Annotated in this window: 20 protein-coding genes; 15 read left to right on the top strand and 5 right to left on the bottom strand. The window is 41.5% G+C overall.

What is annotated here, in order from left to right; translation table 11 throughout:
• Positions 1 to 39 precede the first annotated feature (39 nt).
• From BLP87_RS00995 to BLP87_RS00985, 3 genes are read right to left on the bottom strand one after another with little or no spacing between them, the layout of a single operon-like run.
• Positions 40 to 963 (bottom strand): hypothetical protein, encoded by a 924-nt coding sequence (locus tag BLP87_RS00995; RefSeq protein ID WP_074461042.1) that lies wholly within the window; start codon positions 961 to 963, stop codon positions 40 to 42.
• A 37-nt stretch (positions 964 to 1,000) separates the two neighbouring features.
• Positions 1,001 to 1,528 carry a hypothetical protein gene (locus BLP87_RS00990; RefSeq protein ID WP_074461041.1) on the bottom strand — a complete coding sequence of 176 codons (528 nt, stop codon included), beginning with the start codon at positions 1,526 to 1,528 and terminating at the stop codon, positions 1,001 to 1,003.
• A gap of 25 nt (positions 1,529 to 1,553) precedes the next feature.
• Positions 1,554 to 2,168, bottom strand: coding sequence for a hypothetical protein (locus BLP87_RS00985; RefSeq protein WP_074461040.1), 615 nt, complete (start codon positions 2,166 to 2,168; stop codon positions 1,554 to 1,556).
• Between the two features lie 149 nt (positions 2,169 to 2,317).
• Here BLP87_RS00985 and BLP87_RS00980 point away from each other — a divergent pair, with 149 nt between their 5' ends.
• From BLP87_RS00980 to BLP87_RS00970, 3 genes are all read left to right on the top strand, one after another.
• Positions 2,318 to 2,995 carry a hypothetical protein gene (locus BLP87_RS00980; protein WP_074461039.1) on the top strand — a complete coding sequence of 226 codons (678 nt, stop codon included), beginning with the start codon at positions 2,318 to 2,320 and terminating at the stop codon, positions 2,993 to 2,995.
• Positions 2,996 to 3,258: 263 nt separating this feature from the next.
• Positions 3,259 to 3,993, top strand: coding sequence for a response regulator transcription factor (locus tag BLP87_RS00975; RefSeq protein WP_083334354.1), 735 nt, complete (start codon positions 3,259 to 3,261; stop codon positions 3,991 to 3,993).
• A 59-nt stretch (positions 3,994 to 4,052) separates the two neighbouring features.
• The gene (locus BLP87_RS00970; RefSeq protein WP_176756580.1) at positions 4,053 to 6,374 is read left to right on the top strand and encodes a HAMP domain-containing sensor histidine kinase; all 2,322 of its coding nucleotides are present in this window, start codon (positions 4,053 to 4,055) and stop codon (positions 6,372 to 6,374) included.
• A gap of 154 nt (positions 6,375 to 6,528) precedes the next feature.
• Here the strand turns inward: BLP87_RS00970 and BLP87_RS00965 are convergent, their stop codons facing one another.
• A complete protein-coding gene (locus BLP87_RS00965) occupies positions 6,529 to 7,068 on the bottom strand; it encodes a QueT transporter family protein (RefSeq protein ID WP_074461036.1) in 540 nt (179 codons plus the stop codon).
• A 317-nt stretch (positions 7,069 to 7,385) separates the two neighbouring features.
• Between BLP87_RS00965 and truA the strand changes: the two genes are divergently transcribed.
• The 3 genes from truA to BLP87_RS00950 all read left to right on the top strand — a co-directional run bounded on the left by truA (position 7,386) and on the right by BLP87_RS00950 (position 11,683).
• Complete coding sequence (gene truA / locus BLP87_RS00960; protein ID WP_074461035.1) at positions 7,386 to 8,135, top strand: tRNA pseudouridine(38-40) synthase TruA; 750 nt, start codon at positions 7,386 to 7,388, stop codon at positions 8,133 to 8,135.
• A 98-nt stretch (positions 8,136 to 8,233) separates the two neighbouring features.
• On the top strand, positions 8,234 to 9,853 hold the full coding sequence (locus tag BLP87_RS00955; protein ID WP_074461034.1) for a DUF5722 domain-containing protein: 1,620 nt from the start codon (positions 8,234 to 8,236) through the stop codon (positions 9,851 to 9,853).
• A 30-nt stretch (positions 9,854 to 9,883) separates the two neighbouring features.
• Positions 9,884 to 11,683: an ArnT family glycosyltransferase gene (locus BLP87_RS00950; protein ID WP_074461033.1), complete on the top strand. Its 1,800-nt coding sequence runs from the start codon at positions 9,884 to 9,886 to the stop codon at positions 11,681 to 11,683.
• 63 nt (positions 11,684 to 11,746) lie between these two features.
• On the opposite strand, the gene BLP87_RS00945 is transcribed toward BLP87_RS00950, so the two are convergent.
• Positions 11,747 to 13,708, bottom strand: coding sequence for an ABC-F family ATP-binding cassette domain-containing protein (locus tag BLP87_RS00945; RefSeq protein WP_074461032.1), 1,962 nt, complete (start codon positions 13,706 to 13,708; stop codon positions 11,747 to 11,749).
• A 200-nt stretch (positions 13,709 to 13,908) separates the two neighbouring features.
• Here BLP87_RS00945 and BLP87_RS00940 point away from each other — a divergent pair, with 200 nt between their 5' ends.
• The 9 genes from BLP87_RS00940 (at position 13,909) to rho (ending at position 24,802) form a co-directional block, all read left to right on the top strand.
• On the top strand, positions 13,909 to 14,760 hold the full coding sequence (locus tag BLP87_RS00940) for an NUDIX hydrolase (RefSeq protein ID WP_074461031.1): 852 nt from the start codon (positions 13,909 to 13,911) through the stop codon (positions 14,758 to 14,760).
• Positions 14,761 to 14,948: 188 nt separating this feature from the next.
• Positions 14,949 to 16,139 carry an SPFH domain-containing protein gene (locus BLP87_RS00935; protein ID WP_074461030.1) on the top strand — a complete coding sequence of 397 codons (1,191 nt, stop codon included), beginning with the start codon at positions 14,949 to 14,951 and terminating at the stop codon, positions 16,137 to 16,139.
• 39 nt (positions 16,140 to 16,178) lie between these two features.
• Positions 16,179 to 17,108 (top strand): diacylglycerol kinase catalytic domain-containing protein, encoded by a 930-nt coding sequence (locus BLP87_RS00930; protein WP_074461029.1) that lies wholly within the window; start codon positions 16,179 to 16,181, stop codon positions 17,106 to 17,108.
• An 8-nt stretch (positions 17,109 to 17,116) separates the two neighbouring features.
• The gene (locus BLP87_RS00925; protein ID WP_074461028.1) at positions 17,117 to 19,111 is read left to right on the top strand and encodes a methyltransferase domain-containing protein; all 1,995 of its coding nucleotides are present in this window, start codon (positions 17,117 to 17,119) and stop codon (positions 19,109 to 19,111) included.
• Positions 19,112 to 19,169: 58 nt separating this feature from the next.
• Positions 19,170 to 19,802, top strand: a complete 633-nt coding sequence (locus BLP87_RS00920; protein ID WP_074461027.1) for a CPBP family glutamic-type intramembrane protease — start codon at positions 19,170 to 19,172, stop codon at positions 19,800 to 19,802.
• Positions 19,803 to 19,874: 72 nt separating this feature from the next.
• Positions 19,875 to 21,221 (top strand): NCS2 family permease, encoded by a 1,347-nt coding sequence (locus BLP87_RS00915; protein ID WP_074461165.1) that lies wholly within the window; start codon positions 19,875 to 19,877, stop codon positions 21,219 to 21,221.
• Between the two features lie 94 nt (positions 21,222 to 21,315).
• The gene (hflK, locus tag BLP87_RS00910; RefSeq protein WP_242871786.1) at positions 21,316 to 22,263 is read left to right on the top strand and encodes an FtsH protease activity modulator HflK; all 948 of its coding nucleotides are present in this window, start codon (positions 21,316 to 21,318) and stop codon (positions 22,261 to 22,263) included.
• Positions 22,250 to 23,143, top strand: coding sequence for a protease modulator HflC (gene hflC, locus BLP87_RS00905; RefSeq protein ID WP_074461025.1), 894 nt, complete (start codon positions 22,250 to 22,252; stop codon positions 23,141 to 23,143). Before hflK ends, hflC begins: the two co-directional genes overlap by 14 nt.
• Before the next feature lie 210 nt (positions 23,144 to 23,353).
• Positions 23,354 to 24,802 (top strand): transcription termination factor Rho, encoded by a 1,449-nt coding sequence (gene rho / locus BLP87_RS00900; protein ID WP_074461024.1) that lies wholly within the window; start codon positions 23,354 to 23,356, stop codon positions 24,800 to 24,802.
• Positions 24,803 to 25,013 lie beyond the last annotated feature (211 nt).

Genomic DNA, 25,013 nt, shown 5'->3' with positions numbered 1-25,013 from the left:
TATGACTCTTTAGCCCATTTTTTTAGCTCCGGTTGGATTTTAACTCCATTGGAACTTTTTGTAGTTTGCATTATTCTTGATTTCGATGGAAGCGACTTTTCCGTTTGAAACAGAGAAACTGATCTGAATATCGCCCATGTCATAGACGAATGAGTCGCCGAAATAGGCAACATATTCTTCTTCGGTCAATTCTTTGCCTGTGGCTCCGTCATATACTTGGCTATGTTTGCCGTTTGGAGATCCGTAAGCTGCAATCAGTTCGTCTTTGGAACTTCCGACCGAAATATTACGTGAAGTTGTCATTCCTGCCACACGAGTGGATATCGTAATAGGAGTTTCGGGTCCAAAATCATTTCGGCATATCATTCCTACAGCATCATTTTTGCCGTATGAATAATATGATTGCAGATTTTGTATGTTTGAAGCGCTGGGAACGTATCCGCCCAATGCTTTATTTACTGTTTCAAAATCATCATTTATGGATATTACATTTCCGTTATAAGTAAACTGATAATCCTTGCCGTCGCTCTTGGCTACAGTGTTGGAAGATGCAGTAGCCTTGTTCTCAGCGGGGGCAGGTGTTGCGGAAGTGGCAGTTGAAGCTGCATCTGCTTTACTTGTAGTCTTGTCGGCTGATGAAGCGGTAGTAGCGGCTATATCTGTTTTGCTTGCAGCCTTTTCAGCCGATGAAGCTGTAGTTGCTGCGTCTGATGCTTCAGAGGATGCGGCATTTGCGGCTGATGCTTCAGATGAAGCGGCAGTTGCGGCCTCTTCGGAAGAAGCGGTTGATGAAGCGTCTTCACCTGCTACCATTTCTGCCTTTGCGATTTCTCTTAAGTTTTCCTCGGTCATTTCTATTTCGCTGCTTCCTTCTGTAGCGCTCATTGATGTTCCGTCGCAGCCTACAAGTGCAAGCATTATTGCAGATGCGAGAAGTGTTGCTGTTGTTGTGTGTCTTTTCATGGTCTTTCTCCGCTTTTCTTTTTTATATTTTTATAGTTTATTTGGTGTCATTTATTACATATTCAATTTTATAAACCTTATCATCATCATCAAAATAGAAGATGATATAGTAATCTTTAAAATTGCAAAGAATCCAATTTCCTATTCGCTCTCCGGCATTGTCATAGGCGGCAATGACTTCATCCTGTGTACTTCCTATACTGATTCCATTTGAAGTAAGTACGCTTTCATCGGATATGGCATACATAAACGTTGAATTATTCATTATCTCATAATCCATGGTGGGGGATTGGTAGCCGTCGTAATACTCTTTGCCCAAATGGATGTAGGTTGAGCTCTCACCTGTATCGCATGCAGTTAATTTATCTATGACTGTATTCGGATCATCGAAAAGAGAAAACGTATTTTCTTTATATTCAAAAGCTGCATCGACTAAGTTTTTTTCTTCAGTCTGAGATTGCTGCACGGAAGAGGCGTCTTTTGAAGCATTGTCTGAAACGGCGCCGCATCCCATAAGTGCAAATGCTGTAAAAGTTATCAATAAGAAACCGGTTTTTTTCTTCATAATTTTTTTCCTCTAATCTAAAAAATTACTCGTCTCCGTATAAGATAGCGTTTACTTTTTCATTGTTGTCAAAAAAGAATATCAATACGTAATTGTCGAAGGCATAATCGACTTCATTTGAACCGTCAAGTTTGGATATCTCGGCATCACCATATGCTGCGATAACATCTTTGTATGTGCTTCCTATAGATATACCTCTTGATGTTTTAATGCTTGTATCATAGATGGTTATAGTTGAAGCTTTTCCGCCGATTTCTGTCAGGTCAACCGAGTTCGGAAATTCGCCGTATGTATACAATTTGTCACTTGGATCGTCGCTGCTGGGAGCCTGATCTTCCAAGGCAGGCTTGCCTAAAGCGGACTTGATTTTCTCAATATCGTCTTTGGCATAAGTAACTGTATTTCCGTTATATTCAAAAGATGCATCTGCTGCGGTAGGATTGCTTGGCTTATAGGTGACGAGCTCAGAGCTGAAATCTTCTTCTTCGTCAGGTGTTTCGGTTGCAGTTGATTCGGGGGATTCTGATTCGGTTCCGACTGAAACTCCGTCATCCGACTCGGCGGTAACACCGCATCCTACGAGCGAAAGCATCATAATTGATGATGCAATAATGATTGCTGTTATATTTCTTTTTTTCATAATAGACATTCTCCTCAATTCCTGCTAAAATAATTCACGTACAATGTGTATTAGTGATGCTAATACAGTTTATAGCACAACACTTATTGTATGTCAATGGCCTGATAGTATTATGCGGATGAATTAATAGAAATTGGAGGAATAGCAGAATGAAAGCAAAATTAGTGAGAAAAGTATTATCTTATATGGTGGTGGCAATAATGGCTACAGCTATGTTGACGGGATGTAATCCAAAGGAAGTTATTGAAGAAACGGGAGTAACCGATGTGTTAAGCGGTGATTCCAATGACGCGGAAGTAACTTCAGATGAAAATACAGATACTGAGAATGATACAGATTCCGATGTAGCGGAAGAAACTACAGACGGTGAGTTATCAGACGGTGCTGAGGCAAAAGAAGAAGTGTATAAGGATCCCAACGGATGGAGCGTGCCGTATGATCCCACTTACTTTAAGGTCGACCGACAGAGTGACAAAGTAGTATTTACTTATACAGGCGGAAAGGGCGAACCTGCTACAATTACTTTCAAGTATCAAGAAGGTAAGTCCGGAAAAGAACTTGCGGATGATTTTGCCAAGGAATATGGCGGAGCACAGATTGAAGACAGAGAAGATTTCATGTATGTAGAGAATGTAAAGAGCTATTTTATAAATAAGGAGCCGGAAGATTCTTCCAAGGGACCTTTCGTTTCCGCTTTTACAAGAGATTATAAGGATGGCGGCTTCTCAATGGAAGTTTACGAGAAGTTTGTCGGAGATGACATAGAGGATACAAATACATCGGATATGGTTACTTTGATCTTGGGAGGAATCCAATTCGATAAATAATGCCGCTTGTGTGCATCGGCATTTCGCGAAGGAAATATATTTTTACAAAAACAAGAGGCTGTGGCCGGATGATCCGTTCATCCTGTGCTACAGCCTCTTTTGTGCGTCTATAGTGTCTTCCCAAAAAACTTTCTGCTCGCCACAGGGGCGTGGGAAGTTTTTCGTGTCTTAAACAAATCTTAAAGATTTACCCTATTGGAACTTAAAAACTTTTTCAATACAATGTAGCTATGATTAATCATTGAAAATATATGGGAGAGAAAATGAACAATATTCTTATTTGTGATGATGAACGGGACATTGTTTCCGCGCTTCGTATATATCTTGAAAGTGAGGGAATGAAGGTTGTTTCTGCTTCTAACGGAAAAGAAGCCGTTGAGATAATGAAAAGTCCGATCGGAGATGACATACATCTTATTCTTATGGATGTAATGATGCCTGAAATGGACGGAATAGAAGCTATGGCAGAGATAAGGAAAACATCAAATGTTCCGATAATCATGCTGACTGCAAAGAGTGAGGATACGGACAAAGTTGTGGGGCTGACGGTCGGTGCAGACGACTATGTCACAAAGCCGTTTAATCAGGTTGAGCTTATGGCAAGAGTAAAGTCTCAGATCCGCCGTTATACGATGCTTGGGGCAAAAGGAACTTCTCAAACGGTAACAAATGCAGATATGATCACTATCGGTGGCATCGAATTAAATGATAAGGCAAAAGAAGTGACTTTGGACGGAAACCCGGTTTCGCTCACTCCGCTGGAATATGATATTTTAAAACTTTTGATGACTCACCCGGGTGAAGTTTTTTCTCCGAAAGAGATATATACAAGTGTCTGGAAAGAAACAATGATAGGTGCCGAAAGCACTGTAGCTGTTCATATCAGGCATTTGAGAGAAAAATTGGAATACGACAGCACGAATCCCAGATATCTGATAGCTGTCTGGGGACGAGGATACAAGATTGAGAAGGGAACACCTCGGGAAAGGAAAACATGAGACGTTTTTACAGTAAGAAAGCTAAAATTTTATTGGCAATAGCATGCATATTTTTTTCTATGTTTTTTTTAATGAGCACGATTGCCTGGTTTTTATTTAATGGTACGGAATTTAATTACGGAGATGATTTTAGAGAACATATATACTCTAATGCGGCACAGGCTTATGCTGCAATAGCTCTTTCCAAATATGATTCCGGATTCAATGCTGACCTCCTAAACGAGATGAATTGTTACTTTGGAATCGTTGATGGGATAGTGACAGAAAAAACCGATCTGAATGACGATGGAATATATTTTTATCGGAATTTCAGCGGAGTTTCTGTGCCCAAAGAGGAAGAGTGTTACATTCAAACATATAGAATCGGTAAGAATACGCATTTTAAGAGTGTTGGTAAATGTAATTTTATAGATATGATTGTTCCAAGGTACTATCGGTGCATTGGAACGGCTAATTTTATTGGAACGGTAAATTATGACATAGAGGGCATAGGATATGATATCTTGGATGGAAGGGCGTATGCGTATGCAAATAACAAATTATATCCTCTGGGTATTGAGTATGAATTAGGTGACAGTTATTCGGACATAAGTGCAGATGAGATACTAAATTTGGATGGAGCTTATAAACAGGCTTGGGACACAGGCAAGTTTTCTATGGGTGATAACACCGAATATGAACCGATTTCGAAGACTGCACCGGGAGTTAATCTGTATTTGACGGCGGATGATGAAACTAGAGGTGTTGGTGTTATTAGTGGGGATTATGTTGTAGATCTGTCGCAGCTTCATAATACTTTAAAGGATACGATGAATAATGATTCTTCTTATGAAATGCCGGTTGCGTATTTAAGTGATTTCTCAACAATTAATACAGCAGATCCGAATTCTGAAGTCAAGAATTATACTTTTGTTTGTTTTCCTAATGAAGCCAAGCTTTCTGCCGAAGGCCATGTACATGATTATTATGCAGAGGCTCAAAAAGTTGTTGGCATGGCAAACGCGGTTAACCCTTTTCTTCCGATAATGTGCATTATTTCTTTTATATTGGCATGTGTATGCTTGGTAATATTCCTAAAAGCAGCAGGACATACAAGGCAGAGTGATGAAATTGTGGCGGGTCCTATTGATAAGATACCGATTGAGGCGTTAGTGTTTGGAGGAGCGATATTAGAGCTCTTATTTGTTGTTATAATAGATAGATTGTCCTATAAAGAATCGGCAGCTTTATGGATTTGTTCTATAGTAATTGACTTAGTTTTGAATATAGTAATGTTGCTGATTTTCTGTTCTATAGTGGCTGTTAATATTAAACTCCATAAATTACGCGAGAATAGCGTGATTTTAGGACTGTTGATGAGATATGATTGGAAGAAACGGATATGGATTGTCTATGTTGCGGTTCCGATGATTTTATTTATGATCACGTTGTTTTTGTATGAGATTACCGTTTATGCTGGAATTCTTGTGGCATTTTTGGGTGTCTTTATGGACAAAGTTGTCCTTGCAGTATTTATATTCTGGGGAATTAGGAGTTATTCGAAGATAAAAGATGCTGCGGAAAAGCTTGCAAAGGGAGATACAACAGCACGTGTCGACGTGGCGGGAATGCCGCAGTTTTTTGAGGATACAGGTAATGCGATAAATGAGATTCAATCAGGATTTGAGATTGCGCTTGCGGAGCAGACAAAGAGCGAGAGAATGAGGACCGAACTTATCACAAATGTATCTCATGATATTAAGACGCCTATTACATCAATAATCAATTATGTAGATCTTCTCGGAAAAGAAAATATAGAAAGCGAGAAAGTAAATGAGTATCTTGAAGTTTTAAACAGACAGTCACTGAGACTTAAAAAGCTTGTTGAAGATATTATTGAAGCAGCTAAGATCACAACCGGAAATATAAATCTTAACATGGAAGAAGTGGATGCGAAGGTTCTGCTCGATCAATCAATCGGAGAATTTGCGGAGCGGTTAAAAGAAAAGCAGATTGAGGTTGTTGTGAGCAGCTCCGAAGAAAAAATGATGCTTCTTGCAGACAATAGATATCTTTGGAGGGTATTTGACAATATCATGAGTAACATTGTCAAATATGCCAAGGCAGATACCAGAGCATACGTAGATCTTAAAAAAGAAGACGATAAGCTTAGATTTATTTTTAGAAATACGTCAAGAGAACAGTTAAATATCACGCCCGATGAACTTATGGAGAGATTTGTCAGAGGAGATAAATCGAGATATACGGACGGAAACGGACTTGGACTTTCTATCGCAAGCAGTCTTACAAAAGCCATGGGCGGATCAATGAATTTAACTATAGACGGCGATTTCTTTAAGGTGATCCTTGAGTTTGACGTCATCGATAAAAGCGAAGGGTAAGAATATGTTATATTTGACATTTCAGCTTATACTGGTTGCTGTTATCTTTATTGCTTTGATACTAACAAAAGAATGTTAAAAAAAAATACGGCCCGCGGATTGCGTATTACAATCCGCGGGCTGTTTTATATTATTGAGAGTTGTTTTCTTTAATTCAGTTATTTCCAAAGATGGCATCTTTTCTTTTATCAAGTGCAAACAGTAAGAGCATTCCAAGAACGAAGCAAGATATTACTTCGCCTATAAATACCGTCAGCATGAAGTATGGAAGGGTTCCTTCAATTTTATATACATGAATAAGAACGAGAGGAACGATTATTGTATTTGCGACTATCGGAGGAAGCGGGCAGAGCCACGTTCTTAACTTGCTTGTGCAGAAAAAATCGGGTGAAGAATATTTTTTTACCCCATGTGAAATAAAATAAGTTCCAAGTGCGCCAAGAAGTGTTGCGAAAGAGCCGAATATGACATCAAGGAGCATACAGCCTGTTGTTATATTGGAAATTATGCATCCGATAAAAAGCCCCGGTATTGCGGCGGGTGTGAAAAAAGGCAGAATGGTAAGCGCCTCCGAGAAACGAACCTGAATCGCGTAATTTGCAAGTCCCAGTGCGTTTGCAACGTGCGTGAGCACAACGTAAAGAGCTGCGATAACTGCAGCATGAGTGATAAACAGTGTCTTTTGATTATTCATTTTGATTCTCCTTTAGTTTTGTTTATTGTCAGGAAGGTCTCGAACTGACATAATATGCGGCTTTAGCCGCGACAGACAGTTTATCATTATGGCGACGCTTTGTCAAAGCGGGGGTGTTGGGCTAAAAGCGGAGAAAAGTCATGAGGTGGCACCGGAAGAATAAAGAATCGCATAAATGCACTCCGTATGAAGAGTTTGTCAGGCAGTATGCTTTGTAATATAATTCTTCGAAGGACAGAAGTACCGCAAACGTTGAAATTACTGTTTCGGACGAAATTGGGAATCTTATGGAAAAGACAGGAGGCACGCGGAATTACATGAGCAGAAATTACAAGTTCTTGATTAGTTATGACGGTACCAGATTTCACGGATGGGAGAGGCAACCCGGCAAAGATATGACAATACAGGGTAAGCTTGAGAGTGTTCTTAACAAGATGGTGAATCTTCCCGAAGGAACGCTCAACCTTATAGGTGCGGGCAGGACGGATGCAGGAGTTCATGCAAGGGCAATGACTGCCAATATAGCGCTTGATACAAATATGACTGAAGATGAGATTAAGGAGTATATGAACAAATATCTCCCTGAGGATATCAGTATCAATGATGTAAAGATATGCTCGGACAGATTTCATTCAAGATATAATGCACTTGGAAAAACATACAGATATACGTGTTGGTATGGGGCATCCAAGCCTGTTTTTGACAGAAAATATGTGACCGTACTTGATAAGAAACCTGACATTGAGAAAATGCAAAGCGCAGCAAAGATTCTTGAGGGAACACATGATTTCAAGAGCTTTTGCGGAAATAATAAAATGAAGAAATCCACGGTCAGATGCGTTGATTCCATCAAGATAGAAGAAAGCGGAAGCTATATCAGATTCTATTTTCACGGAAACGGATTTTTACAGAACATGGTAAGGATTCTTACGGGGACGTTACTTGAAGTCGGATACGGTAATATAGCACCCGGTGATGTAAAAGAAATACTTGAGTCCCATAACAGGCAGATGGCAGGGCCTACAGCACCTCCGCTTGGATTGTGCCTTATGAAGGTGGACTATTAAAAATAACTAAATTTAGTAAAAATACGTTGATAAGTGCAAGGGTTTTAGCTTAATATAGTATTATTGTTTATCAAAATATTAATTATGAGGGGATACTGATGACAAACAAAATCTATTTAGCACTAACACGTATTGCGCTTTCTGCATTTACGGCACTAAGCGTCTTTTCTTTTGTTGCGCTCCAGGCAAGGGCAGAGGGCAACGGATCTGTAGCAATCACATCGGCAAGTATAACAAATGACGGAGAGAAGGTAACTGTTACCGCATCTGTTTCTGCTATGCCTCAGAGCGATAACGGTATGTTATATCTTTTCGCAGAGAAAGTATATCAGAACGAACCTGCGGGAGCACCTGTGGCGTCGGTTCCTATGAACTCGGCGGTTACATTCTCTTTTCCGCTTGATTATAAAACTACTAAGTGTAAGTTGTACGACAAGTTTCAGGTTGCGGTGCTTTCGGGAGGCGTGTTTGTGCCTGTTTCGGGAACCCGCTATATAACCAATCCGGAGGCTCTTGCACAATCGTCTCCGAAGAGAAAAAATAACGGAAAAAAAGGTCTTATCCTTGACGGAGCGAAGATCGGTAACGGAAATACAGAGGCTACTCAGCTCGGTGTTCAGCAGGCTGCGTATAATATCAACCTTGAGGATATCATAGGCGGTAACGGGGGCGTTGTTTTTGAATATAACGGAAAGACTTACAACTATGATTCATCATATTTGAGTCAGTACGACCATGCCGTAAGAACCTGTACACAGCAGGGAATGGGTGTTACGATAGTTCTTTTGAACCCTTATGTTCCGGGGGAAGAGTTCATGATCTCACCTTATTCAAGAGGTGCGCACTCACGCTATTACATGATGAACACATCAGAGGATGTGGGACTTGAGAATCTTGAAGCCGTAGTCACATATCTTGCATACAGATATAACGGCCAGAACGGATTTGGTCAGGTTGATAACTGGGTTATAGGAAATGAAGTAAATGCCAAGAACGAATGGAATATTGCGAATGTTTCCGATGAAATGTTGTATGCACAGCTCTATGCCGATGAGCTCAGAGTGTGCTACAATGCAATAAAAAGTAAAAATGCAAATGCACATGTTTGCGCAAGCTTTGATCATAACTGGACTTATAGGAATACACCTTCATATTTCTCGGCAAGAAGTCTTTTGGAGGCGATGAATGCGTGCATCGTTGCGCAGGGTAATTTCGATTGGGCGCTTGCTGAGCACCCTTACAATTATCCTATGGTTTGGACGGCGTTCTGGTCACCTAAGAACGAAGCTGCAGCTGCTATGGTAAGACATGATATCGATACACCTTATCTTTCCATGCAGAACATCGAGCAGCTTACGGATTATATGTGCCAGCCTGCGATGCGTAACACCAAGGGTGCGGTAAGACCTATTCTTCTTACCGAAGTCGGATATTCATCCACTCAGGGACAGGAAGAACAGGCATCGGCTATTGTCTATGCATATCAGAGAGCTATGACGAACCGATATATAAATATGATCGTCTTTAACAGACAGACGGATTACCCTGTTGAGGTTGCCGACGGACTTTCTGTAGGTCTTACAGGTCAGGACGGATCAAGGAAACTTGCTTTTGAGTTCTATCAGCAGATGAGCAGTCCCAATGCCGGAGCTTATATCCAAAGAGCTGCCGCAAATGCCGGAATCGCTGACTGGAATGCTGCTATGTTTGCAAGATAATCATAAAATGATCGGTATGGGAAATCGAATATGAGAATAATTGATTATTACAATTATATAGCTACGGCTGCCTGCGCTTTTATAGGCGCAGCAGCCGTTCTTATTTACAAAAAGGGTAAGAATGCGGATCTTGATAAGGATAAAAAGGCGGCGGAGATTTCAGCAAATGCAGCGCGCGTGATCTTGCTTGTGATAATGCTTATTGCGGCAGCAGTGCGCCTTATAGGCCTTGGAAGCGTGCCTGCGGGGCTTCAGCAGGATGAGGCTTCTCTTGGCTATGATGCCTTTGCGATAGCCAAATACGGAGTTGACAGAAACGGATTTCCATACCCGATTTATCCCATAACGTGGGGATGCGGCGGCGGAAGCCCGCTTATGATCTATATAAACGTCCTTACGATCAAATTGTTCGGAACAGGTGTGGTTAAACTCAGACTCCTTCCGGCAATTCTTGGCATCGCGACGGTCTATATTTTTTATCTGATATTAAAAGAAATAACATTATCTTATAAAAAATCTCTTTTCGGAGCGGCTTTTCTTGCGATATGTCCATGGCATATCATACTTTCGAGATGGAGCCTTGACAGTAATATAATGCCGTTTACGCTCGGGCTTTCCGTATATCTTTTTATACTCGGGATAAAGACCGGAAAGACCTATATTTACTGCCTTAGCGCCGCATCATATGCGGTATGTATGTACAGCTACGGCTCTGCGACGATAGTGGTTCCCGTTCATTTGCTTCTTATCAGCATTTATTGCCTGAGGAAAAAGATTATAAGTATAAAGCAGCTTGTTATGGCTGTGCTAACGTTTGTCATTGTTTTTGCACCGCTCCTTGTTTTCTATGCGGTAAATTACCTCGGACTTCCCGAGATAGTGACGGACAGCTTTTCGTTTAATAAGTTCACGGCGTCGAGGTCGGGCGAGGTATTTCTTAGATTTGATTCAACGCTTCCCGCTGCACTTTATGAAAATATAAGACAGCTCCTTATTACACTTACAATAGGCGACAACGATGAAATGCTGTGTCATTTTATTCCGGGATATGCGACGTTGTTTGAATTTACGTTCCCTATAACTTTTCTTGGAATTTTTCTCGGAGTTTTTTTGGGCAAAAAAGATATTGTAAATAAGACTTCTGAAAATATAGCTTCTGCAAATAAAGAAAGTGCGGAAGATACAAGTAAGATTGGAAGCGTGACTGATGAAGATAAGAGACTTGCTATGGATGCGGTGTTTGTGACGCTTTTGATCTCATGTGTGCTACTGGCAATCGGAATCAGATCTGATGTAAGCAGGATGGTAATGATATTCCTTCCACTCATATATTTTCTTGTAAAGGGAGTTTCTTTTATATGGGACAGGAAGAACACCTTTGCCTATGCTGTGATGGCAGTGATATTATTTGCGGCGGTATTATTTGTAAAAGATTATTTTGTAGGATTTAATGAAAGAGCTGAGAATATATTTATGCCCGGCTACGGCGAAGCGGCTAAGCGTGCCTATGAGATCGCGGGGGATGAAAAAGAGATCTATTCAACCTATGAGAACCTTTCCGCACCGTTTGTTCTTGCTCTTTATTATACCGACTACGATCCCGTCAAATTTGCAGATACCGTAGTATACAAAGATGAAACGGATGAATTTAGAGTTGCTGAAAGTTTCGGGAATTTCAGATTTGGACTTCCCGAAGATTATGCAGATTATGTCGGTAAAGATGCTGTACTTATACTTAGCGGTTCAGAGCTTGAGGCTATTGACGGAGTTCCGGATTGTACGGTAGAAAATTTTGGAAGATATTCAGTGGTATATGGTTCCGGCGAATGAGCGTGTTTAAAAATAGAACTGCTCCTTGGCATAGCCTTGGAGCAGTTTTGTTATGTTTATTTTTTAGATTTCCTCAGATGAGAGCTCTTCCCATTCGTCATAGAGTGCGGAGAGCTTTTCTTGTATATCGGTCTGCTCGTCTGTGAGCTTTCTGAGTTTTGCGAGGTCGGATCCGACAGCGGGATCGGAGATGAGCTCGGTGATCTCATTGTCTCTTGATTCAAGCTTTGCGATGTCTTCTTCACACTTTTTGAGCGCGGCCTCAATCTTTTTCCTTCTTGCCTTGGCTTCTTTTTGAGCTTTGTAATCGTTACTTCCCGATGACTGCGCCGTAGCTGCTGAAGGAGCGGAAGATGAGGCTGCGGGAGCGCCGATTGAGCTTGTGCCTGTATCAGATGTTCCGAAAGTATTCTGCATCTTTTCCTCGACATGCTCGATGTAATAGTCGTAGTTTCCGATGTAATTGACCATGCTCTTACGTGTGAGGTCAAGGATTCTGGTCGCTGTCTTATTTATGAAATATCTGTCATGGCTTACATAGAGAACAGTTCCCTCATAGCCTGAAATGGCAGATTCAAGGATTTCCTTACTTGTAATATCAAGGTGGTTTGTAGGCTCGTCGAGGATGAGGAAGTTTGCGTCGGAAAGCATGAGCTTTGCAAGACTGACTCTGCCTTTTTCGCCACCCGAAAGGTCGCCGATACGCTTAAATACATCATCGCCGGTAAAAAGAAATGCTGCGAGAGTATTCCTGATCTCTGTATTGTTAAGAGAAGGATATGCATCTTGAAGTTCGTCAAACAAAGTCTTGTTATCGTTAAGTACGTGGTGCTCCTGATCGTAGTAGCCTATCTCAACCTTGGTTCCCAGCGTAATCTTGCCGCTGTCTATGCTTTCAAGGCCGTTGATCATCTTAAGAAGAGTGGTCTTACCCGTTCCGTTGTCGCCGATGATTGCAACGTGTTCGCCTTTTTTTATCTCAAAGCTGATATTTGAAAAGAGCTCCTGACTTCCGAATGACTTTGAAAGATTATCGGCTTCAAGTACATCTTTTCCGCTTTCGCATGAGGGCTTAAGTGAGATTTTCATGCTGTCGTCGATAGTTGCGGGTTTATCGATGCGAACCGTCTTTTCCAGCATCTTTTCGCGGCTCTCGGCGCGCTTTATGGATTTCTCGCGGTTAAAAGATTTTAATTTGGCGATTACTTCTTCCTGATGCTTGATCTCTTGTTGCTGCTTCATGTAAGCGCTCCACTGAGCAAGCCTTTTTTGTTCTTTCTTAACGGAGTAAGCGCTGTAGTTTCCGACAAAGCTTGAAACAAGCGTGTTTTCGACTTCTATGACTTTGCCTACGATCTTATCAAGGAAGTATCTGTCGTGGGAGACGATAAGTACAGCGCCCTTGTAGTTAAGAAGATAGTTCTCAAGCCATCTGATCGAATTCATATCAAGGTGGTTCGTGGGCTCGTCGAGGATGATAAGATCGGGGGAGCTGAGAAGGAGCTTACCCAGAGCGACTCTTGTCTTTTGTCCGCCCGAGAGGGTAGAAATCTTCTTATCAAGTTCATCTTCTGAAAATCCGAGTCCTCTTGCAACGCCTGTAACTTCGCTTTGCCATGAATAGCCCGACATTCTCTGGAACTGCTCGTTCATGAAAGTGTATCTGTCCATGAGGCGTGTCAGTTCGTCGCCTGTAACGTGCTTCATTTCTTCCTCGGCGGCTCGAAGGTTTTCCTCGAGCTCGATGACGTGTTTTTTGACCTCCATGAGTTCTTCAAATATGGTATTCTCGGTCTGAACGTTCTGGTTCTGCGCAAGATATCCCCATGTCACGTCTTTTGAAAAAGTCACATCACCGCTGTCTGCCGCAAGCTGCCCAATTATTATCTTAAGAAGCGTTGTCTTTCCTGCACCGTTAATTCCGACAATGGCGGCTTTTTCATTATTTTCAATGTGAAAAGAAGCATCTCTTAAGATGTCTTTTCCGTCAAAACTTTTATTTATATTATGTATAGATAAGATCATGTTTTTTCTCCGAAAATTACATTTTGCAACACCACATTTTAGCATGCGGGCGCAGATATGAAAAGATATGCTTGATCTTGCTGTTTATTGAGAGCATGACAGGTGATAAAATATAGTTGTTTGCAAAACCATGAGGTTTTCTGAGAAATAACAGCAATTCGTATCAAGATATTTAAGAATATACGTGCAAGGGAGCGCACATGACACAGAAGAAAGACAAGAATGGATTAACTGAAAAGGAGTTCCTTAAGGATTATAAGGCGGGAGATTATGAGAGACCGTCGGTGACTGCGGATATTTTGGTGCTTGGAACAAGTGCAGATTTAAGGACACTTAAGATTCTCCTGGTGAAAAGAGATGAGCATCCGTATCTGGAGCAGTGGGCTCTGCCGGGAGGTTTTGTTCGCAAAGACGAAACCGCGTATCAGGCAGCAGAGAGAAAGCTTTCACAGGAGACGGGGCTTGAAGGCGTGTACCTTGATCAGATCTATACATTCACCAATCCGGCAAGGGATCCGAGAACATGGGTTATGACTATCGCATATCTTGCTCTGGTTTCCGATACAAGCGATGATGTGCTGCACGGAGTAACTTGCGCCGGCGATTATGACAGCGACGGCGGCGTACAGGACGCAGCGTGGTTTGATCTTGTAATCGACGCGGAGAGTATAAGCTTTATCAATGCCGAGAGGAACGTCGAGATCAGGTATTCCATCGAAAACAAGCGCTTTAAGAACGGCAGGATATATTATGAAAACTGGGTTTCCAAGCCAGCAAGCAAGGAAGAACTTGCTTTTGACCATATTGAGATAATCATAGAATCGATTCTCAAACTCAAAGCAGAATTTGAGCATACAGATCTTTCTTTCAATATGATAGGAGAGAAGTTTACGTTGCCGGATCTTCAGGCACTCTATGAACTTGTGCTCGGTAAGAAACTTTACAAGACAAACTTCCGCGCTATGATCGCTCCCAAGGTCGAAGCTACAGGCGCGAAGATGAAGTCTGTTTGCAGCAACAAAATGTCTGCTGAGTACAGGTACATAGGGTAAGCTATTGGCAAGAAAGTGGAAAGAAGTATGAAATTGTCGAATATAACGGCGGTTTCATACTTTTTATTTTTTATGTTGACAAAGTAGTAAAATGCTACTAATATATGTTTAAAGATAAAAGTAGCAAATAACTACTAATTTAAAAAGCGCAACAAACACAAATCCCTAAAGCAAGGAGGAGAAGTATTATGAAACTCAGAAAATTCAAACCAAACGATTATGTAATGGTTATCAAGAACGGAAAGGTGATCAAAGAAGGCTTGGGATTGTCGGTGTTTTACAACAACCTTACAACCAGCATCATGGTAGCCCCATCAACCGCATTTGACGGAGCGTTTGCATTTGATGATGTGGTCACAAGCGATTACCAGAGCGTATGCGTTCAGGGTGTTACGACATATATGATCACTGATTACAGCAAGGCTTCCAAGATGCTTGATTTCGCATATCAGACGAATGTTTCTACCGAGCAGAAAATTGCTGAGCAGATGGCTCTTTTGGAAAAAAGAATAAATAACATAATTAAAGCAATCGTAATCCGTGAAGTCAGCAGGAAGGATGTAAGGACGATCATAAGACTTGCGGATGAGATGGCCCAGACAATACAGGATGCGCTTACAAATGATGAAGCGATAGAAAAGCTTGGAGTAAGCATCGTAGCGATCAATATCCTCGGCATCAATCCAAAGACAGAGACAAGAAAGGCTCTTGAGGCAGCAGCCCGTGAGCAGATCTTAAAAGAACAGGATGATGCGATATATAAGCGCCGCAATGCAGCAATAGAGCAGGAACGCACGATCAAGGAAAATGAGATCAACACAGAGATCAAGGTTGCTGAGAAGGAAAAAGAGAAGGAAGAAAAAGAGCAGGAAATGAAACTGTATGTACAGCGCTGCGACCTTGACATGATGAAGGAACGCGAAGAAAGAGAACAGGAAATGCGCATGAGAGCTCTCAGAAGTGAACTTGATATGAATACTGAGAAGCAGGAAAAAGAATTTGCGTTAAAAGAGATGGCTGCAACCAAGAAACTTGAGATTGAGAACAAGGAAATGCTTGGTAAGCTTGAAATTGAGAATAACGAGATGCTCGGAAAGATTGAACTTGAAAAGAAGAACAGTGAGTACACCGCTCTTGAAGCAGAAAATGAGAGAGTAAAGGCAGACCAGCAGGCATATGCATTGAAGGCTCTTGTAGATGCATACAACAACCTGAATGTGGCTCTCGTCGAAGCTTGCGCAATGGCACAGACAGATCCGAGCACACTCATGGCTAAGGCATTCATGAACATTGGTGAGAATGCGGACAAGATCGGAGCGCTCAATCTTACACCGGATCTTTTACAGACTATCACAAACGGACTTGCACAGAAGAACTGATCGGTAATCTAACGAGATACTCATAAAACGGAGGTCACTATGGACAGGGGAATGAATAAGGTTGTTTTGATAAAACGCCGCACAAGATATGAAGAACTTAAGAGAAGATACAATACCGTAGAACAAGCCAGATTCTACATCGAGCACTTAGGTGCCGATTTCTCCGACTACGAAAGAGAAGATAAGACCTACAATGCGGCTCTTGAAAATATCAGAAACCTGATTCGCCCCTGTGCAAGGCTTCAGGAGATTGACAGAGAGTACCTCCCCAACATGATCTTTGGAAAAGATGATATCGTGATAGCGGTCGGTCAGGATGGGCTTGTCGCAAATGCCATGAAGTATATGGACGGTCAGCCACTGATCGGCGTAAATCCCGATCCCGCAAGGTGGGATGGAGTTCTTTTACCCTTTGAGACCGGAGAAATAGCAAAAGTTCTTCCGAAGGTGATTAATGGCACTTTTGATACAAAAAATGTTACAATGGGAAAAGTGGAGACTAAGGATGGTCAGGTATTATATGCGGTAAATGATTTCTTTATCGGAGTATCTAATCATACCTCAGCAAGATATAACATTAACTATCGCAACAGGGTTGAAAATCAATCATCATCGGGAATAATCATTTCCACAGGCTTTGGAATGACAGGTTGGCACAAGTCGATCATGGCGGAGTTTGTGGGAATAGCCAAAGCATTCGGGCTTAATTACGTTACCGAACTTCACGCGGACTGGGGAGCAAGACAGCTGATCTTTCAGGTAAGGGAACCGTATCCGAGCAGGTTTACGCAGGCGGATATAGTATTTGGAAAGATAATGGATAATGAGAAGTTGGTGATCACGTCAAACATGAGTGAAAACGGAGTTGTTTTCTCTGACGGCGTTATCGATGACACTATTGATTTCAACGCGGGAATGGAAATTACAATAGGTGTCTCGGACCGAATCGGAAGGCTCGTGACCGGTTAGGAGTTTATATGGGAATCAGCTTTGATAAGTATTTTGACTGTGACGGAAATATCAGGGAAGGAGTGCTCGGGGATGGCAAGTGGCTTAAGTTTCTGACTGAGACGGATAATGTCTATGTCAACGCAGAGCGACTTGAGAGTATCGGAAGTTTATCCGGAAAAGAGACTTTGATGTATGTAATGAGGACTCTTGATATTCTCGAAGAAATATCAAAGCGTGACGCACTTTCCAAAGAAGAAAAAGAAATTATAGAAACAACACTTAAATGGTCGGAGGTAGCAAAAGGCGGACTTTCCAAAGAGCGAAGCAAGTGGCGCGAAAAAGGCTACCCTTTAGATATACATAATATAGCATCAGCCTATATATACAGAGATGAGACGGGCGATGAAGGATTCATTTATACACTGATCAAGACTCACGGAGTAATTGGTCAGTGTATTCGTGGTGAGATCTCTGTTTCTGAAAATAAAGAACTTTTGGCTTATCGTGATGTCAAAGGTATTGATCTGCAAAGAATCTTGTTTGCACTTAATGAGTGTGTTATGAGAGCGGTTTCCGAGAATATCTGGAAAGAAAACAAAGTGAGCGTTGAATCTATGATCCGCGATATTGTTGCAGGTGAACTTAAAGAGTTTTCTGCGCAGTACAGATTACAGAGACTTTGCCCCTCTGAGATGGAGTTTTTTGATAGTGATGTTTCTTTTTTTGAAAAAGAAATCTTTCCAAAGTTTGAGCTCTGGTACTTTGAAGCCGCGCTCTCAAGCTTTGATATGGGCCAGATAAGGACAATCCTCACCAATATATTAAGGTCTGTAAAGGCATTGGGAAAAGAGGTCAAGCGCCTTAACTTTAAGCCTCTTTCCGACAATCTTTACTATGATTATGAGGAAAAGAAACATGTAAATGTATATAAAAAGCGCATTATCGAGAAATATCTTCTCGATGCGTCGGTGCAGAATGTCGACATTGAGGTAAAGGTAGAGAATAAGAGCGCTTTCGTTGATTTTAATTTCTCCAAGGTCTGCGAAAAACTTATTGAGTTCTGCGTGGAAGCCGAAAGAAGCGGACTTCTTACATTTGAAAAGAGCATAATCGTTCTCTACGATATGTTCGGATTCAGAAGAGATGCGTTTGACAGGCTTAACAACGAGGATAAGTATCTCAGCACCATGAATGATGTCACTTTGAGTACCAAGGACGGCATCATAGATTATGTTTCGGGAGAGAGCGTTGTTGACGTTGGTTCCGGCGGAGGAATCCTTCTTGATAAGCTTGAGAGCACGTTCCCCGATAAGCAGGTGATAGGAACCGACATTTCAACAAATGTCATAGAAACTCTTAATCAGAAGAAACATCGCGAAGGACATAATTGGAACGTTATGGTCCACAATTTTGTCGACGGTACCATGGAAAAAGAGGTAGGAAGCATTATCTTTTCCTCGATTCTTCATGAAATCTATTCATATACGGAAGGTGAAAACGGCAGATTCGATATCGAAAGTGTAAAACGCGCGCTTCAAAATGCCTATGACAGCCTTGGAAAAGGCGGAAGGATCGTTATCCGCGACGGTGTAAAGACTAAGGGAAATGCAGTAAGAAAGATAAGATTCAAGACTGCGGCAGGACTTGATTTCTTTAAGAATTATGTCAAGGATTTCAAGGGGCTAAAAGATATTCCCGAGGATAAAAAAGTTCTTTCGATTGATGATAAGACGTTGACTGTTTCGGGAGACATAAACTTCATAAGAGAATTTCTTTTCACCTATACATGGGGAACGGAGAGCTATGCGCATGAAGTTCAGGAGCAGTTCGGATATTTCACGCTGGATGAGTACAAGAGCTTCTTCGAAGAAGTGGGAGCCAAGATCATCGTGGCAAAAGAGCTTTTGGAACCCGGCTATCCCGATAATCTTGAAAGATATCTCGACCTTCTTGATGAGAACGGAGATGAGACGGAATATCCCTATTCCAACTGTATAATCGTGGCGGAAAAAATAAATTGACCTGAGTATACGGAATATTTATAATATAGCTTGATTGTACATTCAAAGGAGCAAAGCTGTGAAACGCTTATACATACCGTTTATTTGGGAACTTGTCTTGATTATCTCAACAATTATTTGGGAAAAACAGTCATTTTATTTTTTCTTTGTTTTTTACGTTGGACTGGTTGCTTACTTTTACTTCATAAATAAACAGTTCTCATTCAGGGAACTGCGCAGTAATTTTAACGACGTTAAAGCATTTTGGATCCCGGTAACGGTAACCGTTGCTGCGATGCTTCTGGCATACAGACTCCAGGAACTGATCATCGGCAGCTTGTATACCGAATATTACGACAGTATAGTTCATATACCCATCAGAAATGAACTTGCTCCGCTTCTTTTTAATTGCCTTATGTGTATGATCATTAAGCCTTTTGCAGAAGGGCTTTTTTACAGACAAGCGATTATTTTATTTGACAGTAAGAAAAAAACTGTACTTTTGACAATCGTAAGCCTTATGCTTTGCGCCGTAACAATGGCACATGGTCCGGTAGGAATATCGACATTTGTTATAATGGCGCTTCCTGTTACGATCGTCTATCTTATTACAAAGAATATATACGTTTCGGTAATGGCACATTTTCTCTTTGAGTTTTATAACACCGGATATGAGACCGTCTATACACTTGCACGACTTTATTACAGATAATGCGCTTTATGAAAAAAGCTGATTCTATCAGTTTTTATAGTCATTATGATGCAAAGGAGAAGTAAAAGTATGTTGGAGAAGTTATTCAAACTTAAAGAACATGATACTACGGTAAAAAGAGAAATTCTTGCAGGTATCACGACGTTTCTTACTATGGCATACATCCTTGCCGTAAATCCCAATATTCTGGGAACGGTAATGAATGCCAACGGTGTATTTGTCGCTACGGCGATCGCATCGGCAATCGCAACATTTATCATGGCTTTTTTGGCAAATTATCCTATCGGACTTTCCGCGGGACTCGGACTTAATGCATATTTTGCATATACGGTTTGTCTTTCGGAACTGGCATCCGAAGAGAATCCTTTTACGATCGCACTTACGGCGGTATTTGTAGAAGGTCTTTTGTTTATTTTGCTTTCTTTTTTCAAATTCCGTGAACAGATCATAAATAGTATTCCTCAGAATCTTAAATTTGGTATTTCTGCAGGAATCGGCCTTTTTATTGCATTTATAGGAATGCAGAACGCTCATATTATTGTGGCAAATGAGGCTACGGTTGTTGGACTCGGAAGCTTCAGCGACCTTGACATGGTGCTTGCGCTTGTCGGACTCATCCTTATCGCTGCACTTGTTCATTACAAAGTAACGGGCGGCGTTCTTATCGGAATCATCGGAACATGGATAATCGGTATGATTCTTCAGGCAGCAGGTATTTATACCGCGGGAAATCTTTTCCCCGATTTCTCACAGGGACTTCAGCTAGGAGCGATTTCAGAGACAGCGTTCAAGCTCAATTTCGGCTGGGCCGCATCTCATTTCATTCAGTTCCTTGCAATTACGTTCAGCTTCCTGTATGTAGATCTTTTTGATACGGTCGGAACTGTGGTAGGCGTTGCCGATAAGGCGGGCCTTCTTGATAAGGACGGCAATCTTCCGAGAGTCGGACAGGTATTCCTTGCAGATGCTGTTGGAACAACAGCAGGTGCCGTTCTCGGTACATCAACGATCACAAGTTTCGTTGAGTCAAGCGCAGGTGTTGCTGCAGGCGGAAGAACAGGGCTTACGGCACTTACAACAGGTGTTATGTTCCTTGTTTCAATCGTACTCAGTCCTTTGTTCCTTGCTATTCCTTCATTTGCGACAGCTCCCGCACTTATCTATGTCGGAATGCTTATGCTTATGAGTGTTACCAAGGTTAAGTTTGACGGAGACATAGCTGATTCGGTAGGTGCTTATCTTGCCGTTGTTATGATGCCTCTTTCATATTCGATCGCAACAGGTATCATGTTTGCGGTTCTTGCATGGGTAATCCTCAAGGTCATCGTTAAGAAGGCCAAGGATGTAAGCCCTGTTATGTGGATTGTATTTTGCTTATTTGTACTTAGGATAATAGCCCTTATTACCAACTTCCAGTGACGACATAATATTTAATGACTTCGGGCACCGCCAATGTTTTGTGACGGTGCCTGTTTATGTCATAGATTATTCTTTGATGAGAATGGAGAAAATGATGGTCAAGAAAAAAAGAAAATTTGATCCCAAGCTCATACTCGTAGGCATTGTAGCGATTTTTATACTGCTTACGGTAACGGGAAGCTTCTACTCCGTAAAGGAGCAGGAGCAGGCAATCCTTACAATGTTCGGTAAGGTTGTCAGAGTTGACACCGCAGGTCTTTATTTTAAGGTCCCTTTTATTCAGAGTGTTCATCACGTTGATATGACCACTCACGGTGTGGGAATCGGCTACACCATACAGGACGGACAGAATATTACAGTTGAAGATGAAGGAATCATGATCACTTCAGATTTTAACTTCGTTGACATCGACTTCTATCTTGAATACAAGGTAAGCGATCCCGTAGCGGCATATTATAACTGCGAGAATCCGGAAGTTGTAATGAAGAATATGGCTCTGTCATGCATAAGAAATACGGTTGTAAATTATCCCGTTGATGATGTTATCACAACCGCAAAGGGACAGATTCAGGCAGAAGTAAAAGAAAAACTTCAGGGTGAGCTGACAAATAAAGATATAGGACTTATGGTCGTAAACCTTTCTGTTCAGGACGCAGAGCCGCCTACGGAAGAAATCGTTCAGGCATTTAAGTCTGTTGAAACAGCCAAGCAGGGCAAAGAGACAGCTATAAACAATGCAAAGAAGTATCAGAGCGAAGAGCTTCCCAAGGCAGAAGCTACAGCTGATAAGATCGTTCAGGATGCGGTAGCCAAGAAAGAATCAAGAATTGCGGAAGCCGAAGGACAGGTTGCAAGATTTAACGAGATGTATGAGCAGTACAAGCTTCAGCCGTACATAACCAAGAAGAGACTGTTCTACGAGGCAATGGAAGATATTCTTCCCGAGCTTAAGGTCATTATCACAGACGGAAAGACTCAGGAAATGCTTCCTCTGGAAAGCTTTAATTCTGTTGAAGGAGGGGCAAAAGATGGAGACAACTAATAAAAAGGGTAAGATTTTCGGAATAATAATTGCTGTCATTGTTTGTGTAATTGCTTTTCTTGGATTGTCCGCAACTTATGTGGTTCACCAGAAAGAGTACATTGCTGTAAGGAGATTCGGTAAGATCATCAGCCTTGCAAAAGAGCCGGGACTTTATTTCAAGACACCTTTCATTGATGATATACAGTCGATAAGCGCACAGATTGTACTTTACGATATTCCTAAGTCCGACGTTATCACTAAGGATAAAAAATCCATGATAGCCGATACTTACGTAATATGGAAGGTTGTAGATCCCGTAAAGTACATCCAGACTCTTAATGCGATAGATGCAAGAGCCGAAGAGAGAATTGAGGCATCTGTGTACAATGCGACAAAGAATGCCATTTCTTCAATGACTCAGGACGAAGTTATCGAGGCAAGAGGAGAGCAGCTTACAAAGCTCATCTCGGATGAAGCAAATTCCGATATGACAGGATACGGAATTGAAGTCGTACAGGCTCAGATCAAAGCTTTGGATCTTCCCGACGACAACAAGCAGGCTGTTTATGAGAGAATGATCTCTGAGAGAAATAATATCGCAGCATCCTACACAGCTCAGGGTGATGCCGAAGCTCAGAAGATTCATAACGAAACAGACAAGGAAGTTGCAATTGTAAAAGCCAATGCCGAGAAAGATGCGGCTGTACTTGAGGCGGAAGGTGAGTCGGCATATATGTCTACACTTTCCAATGCATATGATACAACAGAAAAGTCAGAGTTCTACAGCTACATAAGAGGTCTTGATGCAATCAAGAAATCACTTGTGGGCGACAATAAGACACTTATTCTTGATAAGAACTCAGAGCTTGCCAAGATCCTTTACGGAAACTTTAATTAATTGAAAAAATAGGGAAAATGCTTATTGCATTTCCCCTATTTTTTTCTTGCATTACTCAAAAATATGGTGTATGGTACTAATATATCGAAAACGAAATATTCCGTAAGCAAACGCGTAATGTTACGCATTCGTTTGTTTATCCCACTTAATTATTTTAACCTTTATAGTTTTTGTCTTGCGATTGAGTGCGCAGAGGATAGGAGTTTAAATTTGAGAGAAAAATATGAAACATTGAAACTTAATGACCTTAGAGATATTGCTAAGAAAAGAGGAATCAAGGGCGCAACGGCTATGAAAAAGTCGGAGATCATCGATCTTATGTGCGAACTTGACGAAAAAGAGAAGAATACGACTGTGAGTGAACCGGAAGAGACAGCTGAGACTGTTTCAAAGCCTCGCAGAAAAAATATAGTGGTCAGATCTCAGAAGGAAGAGTTTGGTCATAAGAATGACAATGCCGAAGAGAAGGCTGAAAAGAAGGCAGATAAAAAAGCTGAGCCTGCAGCCAGAGAAGAGGCTGAGAACGAGGTGCTTGACGGCGATACTGCCGACGGTATCCTTGAGATCATGCAGGATGGCTACGGATTTATCAGATGTGAGAATTATCTTCCGGGTGAGAATGACGTATATGTAGCGCCGAGCCTTATCAGGAAGTTTAATCTTAAGACCGGAGATATCCTTAAGGGAACATGCAGAGCCAAGAAAGAGACTGATAAGTTTGCGGCTCTTCTTCGTCTTGATACTGTAAACGGATATAAGCCCGAAGTGGCAATGGGAAGATGGAATTTTGAAAATATGACACCTATTTTCCCTAATTCAAGAATAAGACTTGAACAGCCGGGAGCCAGCGTTGCAATGAGAATCATGGATCTTATCAGCCCCATCGGTAAGGGACAGAGAGGAATGATCGTATCTCCTCCGAAGGCAGGTAAGACAACGCTTCTTAAAGAAGTTGCAAAGTCTGTTCTTAAGAACAATCCTGAGATTCATCTTATCATCCTTCTTATTGATGAAAGACCTGAGGAAGTTACAGATATCAAGGAATCCATCGAGGGACCTAACGCAGAAGTTATCTATTCCACATTTGATGAGCTTCCTGAGCACCATAAGAGAGTTGCCGAGATGGTAATGGAGCGTGCAAAGAGACTTGTCGAGCATGGAAAGGATGTAGTTATCCTTCTTGATTCAATAACAAGACTTACAAGAGCATATAACATTGTAGTTCCTCCTTCGGGAAGAACACTTTCAGGTGGTCTCGATCCCGCAGCTCTTCATATGCCTAAGAGATTCTTCGGTGCGGCTAGAAATATGAGAGAGGGCGGAAGCCTTACAATCCTTGCAACCGCACTTATAGAGACAGGTTCCAAGATGGACGATGTTATCTACGAGGAATTCAAGGGTACAGGTAACATGGAAATGGTTCTTGATAGAAAACTTCAGGAAAAGAGAATTTTCCCTGCAATCAATATTGCGAAGTCAAGCACCAGAAGAGAAGATCTGCTTCTTGACAGAGAAGAACTTGCAGCAATCAATAACCTCAGAAAAGGCTTTAACGGCATGAAGGCCGATGACGCTGTAGATCAGTGCATCAACCTCTTCTCAAAGACAAGAAACAATACTGAATTTGTAAGAATGGTAGAGAAGCAGGTACGCTTCTGATAGTATCTAAATAATCTATGATCACCGGAGCTGGCATAAAGTAAACAGCCCGGTGATTCTTTTATTTCTTGCTACAAATCTCATATATAACTGAAATTGAACTATTGAATGGATGGAATGAAATTAGAACCCCCTGTCTAAAAATGCAGGTAGCGAAGAATGGACAGTGAAAAAACAGGGTATGTCCCTGTCTAAAAATGCAGGTAGCGAA

Source organism: Butyrivibrio hungatei (genome assembly GCF_900101605.1).
In the GTDB taxonomy this organism is placed as follows: Bacteria; Bacillota; Clostridia; order Lachnospirales; family Lachnospiraceae; genus Butyrivibrio; species Butyrivibrio hungatei_B.
Note: the sequence above shows the minus strand (reverse complement) of the source record. Positions and strands in the feature narration are given on the sequence as shown.